This is a genomic window from Streptomyces sp. NRRL WC-3742, assembly GCF_000720635.1.
In the GTDB taxonomy this organism is placed as follows: domain Bacteria; phylum Actinomycetota; class Actinomycetes; order Streptomycetales; family Streptomycetaceae; genus Kitasatospora.
In genome coordinates this window covers 1-7,551 of sequence record NZ_JOCF01000133.1, presented here as the reverse complement: position 1 = coordinate 7,551, position 7,551 = coordinate 1, and the positions used below count along the sequence as shown (strand labels likewise).

Annotated in this window: 6 protein-coding genes; 1 reads left to right on the top strand and 5 read right to left on the bottom strand. The window is 74.7% G+C overall.

Going from position 1 to position 7,551, the window contains the following annotated elements; genetic code table 11:
• Window positions 1-222: 222 nt before the first annotated feature.
• The 5 genes from der to IH61_RS0139245 form a co-directional block, all read right to left on the bottom strand.
• The gene (der, locus tag IH61_RS0139265) at window positions 223-1,677 is read right to left on the bottom strand and encodes a ribosome biogenesis GTPase Der (RefSeq protein ID WP_031079119.1); all 1,455 of its coding nucleotides are present in this window, start codon (window positions 1,675-1,677) and stop codon (window positions 223-225) included.
• A 152-nt stretch (window positions 1,678-1,829) separates the two neighbouring features.
• A complete protein-coding gene (gene cmk, locus IH61_RS0139260; RefSeq protein WP_051838768.1) occupies window positions 1,830-2,567 on the bottom strand; it encodes a (d)CMP kinase in 738 nt (245 codons plus the stop codon).
• A gap of 107 nt (window positions 2,568-2,674) precedes the next feature.
• On the bottom strand, window positions 2,675-3,790 hold the full coding sequence (locus tag IH61_RS0139255) for a DUF4419 domain-containing protein (protein WP_051838767.1): 1,116 nt from the start codon (window positions 3,788-3,790) through the stop codon (window positions 2,675-2,677).
• Complete coding sequence (locus IH61_RS0139250; protein ID WP_158845884.1) at window positions 3,784-4,818, bottom strand: DUF4419 domain-containing protein; 1,035 nt, start codon at window positions 4,816-4,818, stop codon at window positions 3,784-3,786. Before IH61_RS0139250 ends, IH61_RS0139255 begins: the two co-directional genes overlap by 7 nt.
• A gap of 91 nt (window positions 4,819-4,909) precedes the next feature.
• On the bottom strand, window positions 4,910-5,995 hold the full coding sequence (locus IH61_RS0139245) for a prephenate dehydrogenase (protein WP_031079112.1): 1,086 nt from the start codon (window positions 5,993-5,995) through the stop codon (window positions 4,910-4,912).
• 333 nt (window positions 5,996-6,328) lie between these two features.
• On the opposite strand from IH61_RS0139245, the gene IH61_RS0139240 reads away from it, so the two are divergent.
• Window positions 6,329-7,551: mucoidy inhibitor MuiA family protein (locus IH61_RS0139240; protein ID WP_158845881.1), on the top strand; the 1,223-nt coding region annotated here is incomplete at its 3' end.

Here is a 7,551-nt window from a genome sequence, read left to right as displayed (position 1 = left end):
CCCCTCCCCCGTCCTCGGAACGGCCACCGGGTTCGCCGCCCCGCCCACCGGAGGCGGCCGCCACCGCCAGATGCTCTCCCTCCCCCCGGGCCGCACCCCCGAGCACCCCTGACAGCCCCACACAAACCCTGACAGCCCCGGACAGCCCCTGAAACGGCGGAAGGGCCCCGCCGCCACCGCGACAAGGCCCTTCCCCACTCCTACCGACTACGACGACTACTACTACTTCCTCTTGCGCTTCTCCCGCACCCGCACCGAGATCGAGATCGGCGTCCCCACGAACCCGAACTCCTCACGCAGCCGGCGCTCGACGAAGCGCCGGTAGCCCGCCTCCAGGAAGCCCGAGGCGAAGAGCACGAACCGCGGCGGACGGCTGCCCGCCTGGGTGCCGAACAGGATGCGCGGCTGCTTGCCGCCCCGGATCGGGTGCGGGTGGGCGGCCACCAGCTCGCCGAGGAAGGCGTTCAGGCGCGCGGTGGGGATGCGGGTCTCCCAGCCCTCCAGCGCGGTCTCGATCGCCGGGACGAGCTTCTCCATGTGCCGCCCGGTCTTCGCCGAGACGTTGACGCGCGGCGCCCACTGCACCTGGACGAGGTCGCGCTCGATCTCGCGCTCGAGGTAGTAGCGGCGCTCCTCGTCGAGCTGGTCCCACTTGTTGTACGCGATGACGACGGCGCGCCCGGCCTCGACGGCCATGGAGATGATGCGGGTGTCCTGCTCGGCCAGGGTCTCGCTGGCGTCGATCAGGACGACCGCGACCTCGGCCTTGTCCAGCGCGGAGGAGGTGCGCAGCGAGGCGTAGAAGTCGGCGCCGGCCGTCAGGTGGACCCGCCGCCGAATGCCCGCCGTGTCGACGAACTTCCAGGTCTTGCCGCCGAGTTCGATCATCTCGTCGACCGGGTCACGGGTGGTGCCGGCCAGCTCGTTGACGACGACGCGCTCCTCGCCGGCGACCTTGTTCAGCAGGCTGGACTTGCCGACGTTCGGCCGGCCGATCAGCGCGACGCGGCGCGGGCCGCCGGGGGCGGCGTCGCCGAAGGTCTGCGGCGGGGCCTCGGGCAGCGCGGCCATGACGGCGTCGAGCAGGTCGCCCGAGCCGCGCCCGTGAAGGGCGGAGACGGGGTACGGCTCGCCGAGGCCCAGCGACCACAGGTACGCGGCCTCCGCCTCGGTGGACGGGCCGTCGACCTTGTTGGCGCACAGGACGGTCGGCTTGCCGGCCCGGCGGATGAGCTTGATCAGGGCTTCGTCGGTGTCCGTGGCGCCGACGGTGGCGTCCACCACGAACAGCACCGCGTCGGCCTGCTCGATGCCCAGCTCGGCCTGGGCGGCGACCAGGGCGTCGATGCCGAGGACGTCGATCTCCCAGCCGCCGGTGTCGACGACCTTGAAGCGGCGGCCGTTCCAGGCCGCCTCGTAGGTCACGCGGTCGCGGGTGACGCCGGGCTTGTCCTCGACGACGGCCTCGCGGCGGCCGATGATGCGGTTCACCAGGGTCGACTTGCCGACGTTCGGGCGGCCGACGACGGCCAGCACCGGCAGCGGGGCGAACTCGGCGCCGTCCATGGTGTCGATGCCGTCGAGGTCGAAGCCCTCTTCGGCGGCGAGTGCCATGAACTCGGCGTAGTCGGCGGCGTCCAGCTCGCCGTGTCCGGCGTCGGAGTGCTCTGCGGTCATGTTCGTCTGTTCCGTTTCCCGGCCCGGCCCTTCCCAGGGGCGCGCCGTGCGTACCTGCCCGCTCGGGGCAGCGCGATCGTTTGTCCGCGGTGGCTCAGCGGCCCCGCGGCCTGTCCGTCGGTCCTCGGACCGACGAGAGTTCCGCCCGTTCCTCAGACCGACGAGAGTCCCGCCCGTTCCTCGACCAGTGCGGCGATCCGGTCGATCACCTGCTCCAGTGTGAGGTCACTGGTGTCCACCAGCACGGCGTCGGAAGCCTGCGTCAGCGGGGCCGTCTTCCGGGAGGAGTCGGCGGCGTCCCGGCGGGCGAGGTCGGCGGCCATCGCGGTGATGGTCGCCTCGTCGACGCCCTTGGCCCGCAGCTCGGCGGCCCGGCGCTCGGCCCTGGCCCGCTCGGAGGCGGTCAGGAACACCTTCACGGTGGCGTCCGGGAACACCACCGAACCCATGTCCCGCCCCTCCGTGACGATCCCCCGCTCGGCCACCTCGGCGCAACCGCGCTGCAGCTCCACCAGTCGCGTCCGCACCGCCGGCACCGCCGAGACGGCACTCACGTGGGCCGTCACCTCCGGCCCACGGATCGGCCCGGACACGTCCTGCCCGTCCACCGTGATGGTCGGCCCGTCCGCGTCCGTCCCGGACACGATCACCGGCTTTCCGCAGGCCACGGCCACGGCCTCCGGGTCGTCCACGTCGACCTCGTTGGCCAGCATCCACCAGGTCATCGCCCGGTACATCGCACCGGTGTCCAGGAAGCTCAGGCCCAGCCGCGCAGCGACCGCCCGAGAGACGGTCGACTTGCCGGAGCCGGAGGGTCCGTCGATGGCGACGACGACCGGAACGTGCGCTCGGTCGGCAGTGTCCACGGGCCCGAACCTCTCTCTGAGCATGGAAGCCGACACCCTGTGGGGGCGAACGGCCGGGGATCATCTCCCTCAAGGTTAATGGACCCCCGCCCCCTCCGGCCCCGCCCCGGTCACCACCCTCCCCGGGGCAGCTACGGAGCGTCCCCCGGCACCCTCAGCACCCGCAGCACGGCGTTGCCCAGCCGGGGCCTCACGTACCCGCCGTCCTCCTCGATGCCGAGCACGCCGCCGACGAAGGCCATCCGGTAGGTGTCCTGCGGCGTCCGCCACTCGAAGGGCACCTTCGACACGTGCGACGGGAAGGCGTTCTCGGTGAACCGGGCCGGGCCCGTCTCCACCGTCCGGCCCTTCCACCTGCGCCGCGTCGCCTCCCACTGGAAGTCCGTGCGCGGCTGCGGCCCCGCCTCGGTCTGGGTGTGGGCGAAGAAGGCGGTGATCCAGCCGGAGACGTAGTCCCCTCCGGACTCCGATTCCCACCTGTACAGCGAGCGCCAGAACCCCTCGTCCACCGGGCCGCCCGCCGCCGCCGTCGCCAGCTCCCCGACCACCGGGCGCAGGCCGGCCAGCCACGGCCCGAGCGCCTCGAACCGTTCCCCCAGCTCGCCGACCCGCCGGGCCAGCAGCGCCCAGTCCTCGGCCGTGCCCTCCAGCCGCACGCGCGGGATGCCGCAGGACGAGACCCACAGGAACTCGTAGTACGGGCTGACGAGGTCCATCAGCGCCACCAGCGTCGCCGACACCTCGTCCGGTGTCGTCGTGGAGAACGCCGGGGTGAACAGCTCCACCAGCTCCGGGCCGACCTCCGCCGCCAGCGGCCCGCGCACCAGCCGGATCGAGCGCGTCCAGTCCGGTTCGGGGCCGAGCAGGCCGTCGTCCCGCACGCTGATGGTCCGCTTCCGCCCGGGGGTCGCCGAGAACAGCCCCTCGTACGCCTCCGCGTTCAGCCGCACGTGCACCGCGACCTCGTGCACCACCGCGTACCAGAGCACGTCCGGCGACAGGCTCAGCGGCAGGTGCCCGCAGAACGCCAGGTGCGCGGCGCGCAGCAGCAGGCTCCAGGTCGGCTCCGCCTCGCCCGGCGGCCGCAGCTCGGGCGCCTCCAGCAGCGTCGCGGTGCTGCGGTGGACCACCGCGAACTCCCCGCCCACCGCCGCCGCCAGGAACGCCTCGTTCCCGCGCGGCTCCAACTCCCGTACGTCGCCCGGCTCCTGGCCTTCCCCGAGCGGGACGTCGACGACCCTCACCACTGCGGGGTCTCCACGACCGCGTGGCCCAGGCGGGGCCGGAGGTAGGGGCCGTCCTGCTCGATGGCGAGGACGCCCGCGAGGAAGGCCATCGGTCGTTCGGTGCCGAGGAGGTCCCAGCCGAAGGGGACGGTGGAGAGGTGCGCGGGGAAGTCGTTCACCTCGAAGGCGTCGCGGTGGTACGGGTCGTCGGCGGCGGAGCGCCAGTCGAAGGAGTTGCGCATGCGGGGTCCGTCCGGGGTCTGGGTGTGCGCGAGGAAGGCGGTCAGCCAGCCGGTGACGCGCGGGCCGCCGGAGATGGAGCGCCACTTGAAGAGGGAGCGCCAGAACTCCTCGTCCACCGGCCCGCCCGCCGCCGTCGCCGCGATCTCCTCGACGACCGGCCGCAGCCCGGCGAACCAGGGCTCCAGCCAGGCGAGGTGCCCGGCCAGCTCGCCGACCCGCTCGGACAGCAGCGCCCAGTCCTCGGCCGTACCCTCCAGCCGTACGCGCGGGATGCCGCAGCGGGTCTCCCAGCGGAAGTCGTAGTACGGGCCTGCCGCGCCCATCAGGGCGACCAGCGCGCAGGCCGCGTCGTCGGGGGTCGTGGTGGAGAAGGCCGGGGTGAACAGTTCCACCAGCTGCGGGCCGACGGCCGCCGCCAGGGGCTCGCGCACCAGGTGGATCGAGCGCCCCCAGTCCGCCCCGGGGCCCGCCAGCTCGTCGTCCCGGACGACGATCCGCCCGCGCCGGTCGGGCTGCGCCCCGAACAGGGCCCGGTAGCGCGGCGCGTACATCCGGACGTGCACGGCGACCTCGTGCACCACCGCGTACCAGAGGACGTCCGGGGAGAGGCTCAGCGGCCGGTGCTCCGCGAAGGCGGCGTACGCGGCGCGCAGCAGCAGGCTCCAGACCGGCTCCGGCTCCGGCTCGTCCGGGTCCACCACCCGGGCCGGCCGGGGCGGCTCCACCAGCGCCGTCAGGCTGCGGTGGTGGATCCGCGCCTGCGGGCCCACCACGGCCCGCAGGAACCGCTCGTTCCCGGAGTCCACGAGCTCCGCGCCTACCGGGTGCACTGCCTCCCCGGGAACGCCCAGATCGACGATCATCCCGCCCACCCCTCCCGGCCCCTCCCCGGAGCCGTCAGTCCCGCACGCTCCACCCGCTCGCCCGCAGCGCCGCCGTCAGCGGCTTGACCGCCCCCGGCGCCACCGACAGCTGCACGAAGCCGACCTGCTGCCCGGTGGAGTGCTCGATGACCACGTCCTCGATGTTCACCCCGGCCGCGCCGACCTCCCCGAACAGCCGGCCCAGCTCGCCGGGCTGGTCCCCCAGGACCACCGCCACCGTCTCGTACCGGGTGGGCGGCGCGCCGTGCTTGCCGGGGATGCGGGACTGGCCGGTGTTGCCGCGCCGCATGACCGCCTCGATGCCGGCCGCTCCCGCCCGGCGCTCGCCCTCCTCGGCGGCGTCCAGGGCGCGCAGCGCGGTGACGGTCTCGCCGAGGTCGGCGGCGACCTCCTCCAGGATGTCGGCGACCGCGCCCGCGTTCGCGGACAGGATGTCCACCCACATCCCGGGGTTGGAGGCGGCGATCCGGGTGACGTCGCGCACGCCCTGCCCGGAGAGCCTTATCGCCGTCTCGTCGGCGTGCTCCAGCCGGGCCGCGACCAGCGAGGACAGCAGCTGCGGCGCGTGCGAGACCAGGGCGACGGCCCGGTCGTGCGCGGCGGCGTCCATCACGATCGGCATGGCCCCGCAGAGCGCGACCAGTTCCAGGGCGGCGTTGAGCGTCTCGGTGTCGGTGTCCTCGGTCGGGGTGAGCACCCAGGGCCGGCCCTCGAAGAGGTCGGCGCGGGCGGCCAGCGGGCCGGAGCGCTCGCGCCCGGCCATCGGGTGGCTGCCGATGTAGTGGACGGTGTCGAGGCCGAGCGCGGCGACCTCGGCGCGCGGGCCGGCCTTCACGCTGGCCACGTCGGTGTACCAGCGGGCCAGGTTGCGGCGCTGGCAGTCGGCGAGGACCTTGCCGACCAGCGCGGGCGGCACGGCGATGATCGCCAGGTCGACGGGGCCGTCCGCCGGTTCGGTGGTGCCGGCGCCGAGCGAGGCGGCGGTGCGGGCGGCGTCCGGGTCGGCGTCCTCCAGGTGGACGGTCAGCCCGCGGCCGGCCAGGGCGAGCGCGGCGGAGGTACCGATCAGTCCGGTGCCGACGACGACGGCTGTGCGCATGGCTGGTCGCTCTCCCTCATTCATGTCCGGGCCCAGATGGTTGCCCAGGTGGTTGCCCAGTTGTTTGCCCAATTGGCCACCAAATGGTTCACCCGCGCCCCATCCTCTCGCATCCGCCGCTCCCACCGCTCACCTGTCCACCCCCTCCGCCCGCTCCGCCCGCTCCACCCCCTCCGCCCCCGCGCACCGGAGGCAACCGCCGCCGCCCCGCCCCCGTCCCTCACAGTGCACACGCCGTGCCCGGCGAATCCGGCGACGCCGGCCCCGAACCGGGGCACACTGGCCGCCCGGGACGGGCACACCGCAGGCGACAGGCGAACGAAGGGGTTGCGCATGGACGATCAGCGAAGCATCGGGGCACCACCGCCGGTACCGGCCCACACCTCCGCCCTCGACTCCGTCGTGGTGTACGCCGAGGGCGCGCTGTGCCGCCGCCGGGCCACCGTCCCCGTCCCCCCGGACGGGCGGCTGCGCCTGACGGGCCTGCCCGCCTCCCTGGACGGCCGCTCGCTGCGCGCCCGCGTCCTCGACGGCCCGCCCGGCGCCGCCGTCACCGAGGCCCGCGTCGAGCACCTCGCCGAACTCCGCGAGCCCGCCGAACTCCCGGACCTCCAGCGCGAGTTGGACGAGATCACCGAGCACCGCAGCTCCCTCTCCGACCGCCACCACCTCGTCCTGGCCGCCATCGACGAGACCACGGCCCTGCGCGCCCTCCCCCCGCAGCCCCGCCGGGGCGACCCGCTGCGCCGCACCCCGGCCGAAGCCTGGCTGGAGCTCGCCGAGTTCGTCGACGAGCGCCTGGCGGGCCTCCAGCGGCGCGCCGAGGAGCTGACCCGGGCGATCGAACTCGCCGACCACGAACTCGCCGAGGCCACCGACCGCCTGGAGCGCGAGTCCACCGCCGAGCACGTCACGGCCACCGACACCGACACCACCGTCCTGGTCACCCTGTCGGGCACGAGCACGGCCACGGACCTCACGCTGGAACTCGAGTACGCCGTCCCGGCCGCCCGCTGGGTCCCCACCTACCGCCTCTCCTACCGCACCGGCGCCGACAGCGCCGAGCTGGTCCTGCGCGCCTGCGTCGCCCAGCAGAGCGGCGAGGACTGGACGGGCGTGCGCCTCGCCCTCTCCACCGCCGACCTCGACCGCCGCACCGACCTGCCCCGCCTCAACTCCCTGCGCATCGGCCGCAGTCAGCCCGCCCCGCCGCCCTCCGGCTGGCGCGAGCCCCCGGCCGGCCTGTCCGACCTCTTCACCGACTACGACGCCCAGGGCCGCACCCCCCGCCGCCGGGGGCCCGCCCCCGAAGGCCCGCTCGCCCACCCCCTCGACAAGGCTTCCCGCCGCGCCCGCGGCGTCGGTGCCCGCCCGACGGCCCGGGGCGGCGCCCTCGCCGCCGACGAGCCGATCGCCGTCGGCTACGGCGGCGCAGCGCCCCAGGCCGCCTTCCACGCCGAGACCGAGGCCCCCGACCTCCTCCGCGCGATGCCCCCGGCCCCCGGCGCCCCGATGCCGTCCCCCCCCGCCGCACCCGCCGCCTTCGCCCCCGCGAC

Bases quoted from the DNA above. Each gene is read 5' to 3' on its own strand.
- der (WP_031079119.1), bottom strand. From the start codon at position 1,677: ATGACCGCAGAGCACTCCGACGCCGGACACGGCGAGCTGGACGCCGCC.
- cmk (WP_051838768.1), bottom strand. From the start codon at position 2,567: ATGCTCAGAGAGAGGTTCGGGCCCGTGGACACTGCCGACCGAGCGCAC.
- IH61_RS0139245 (WP_031079112.1), bottom strand. From the start codon at position 5,995: ATGCGCACAGCCGTCGTCGTCGGCACCGGACTGATCGGTACCTCCGCC.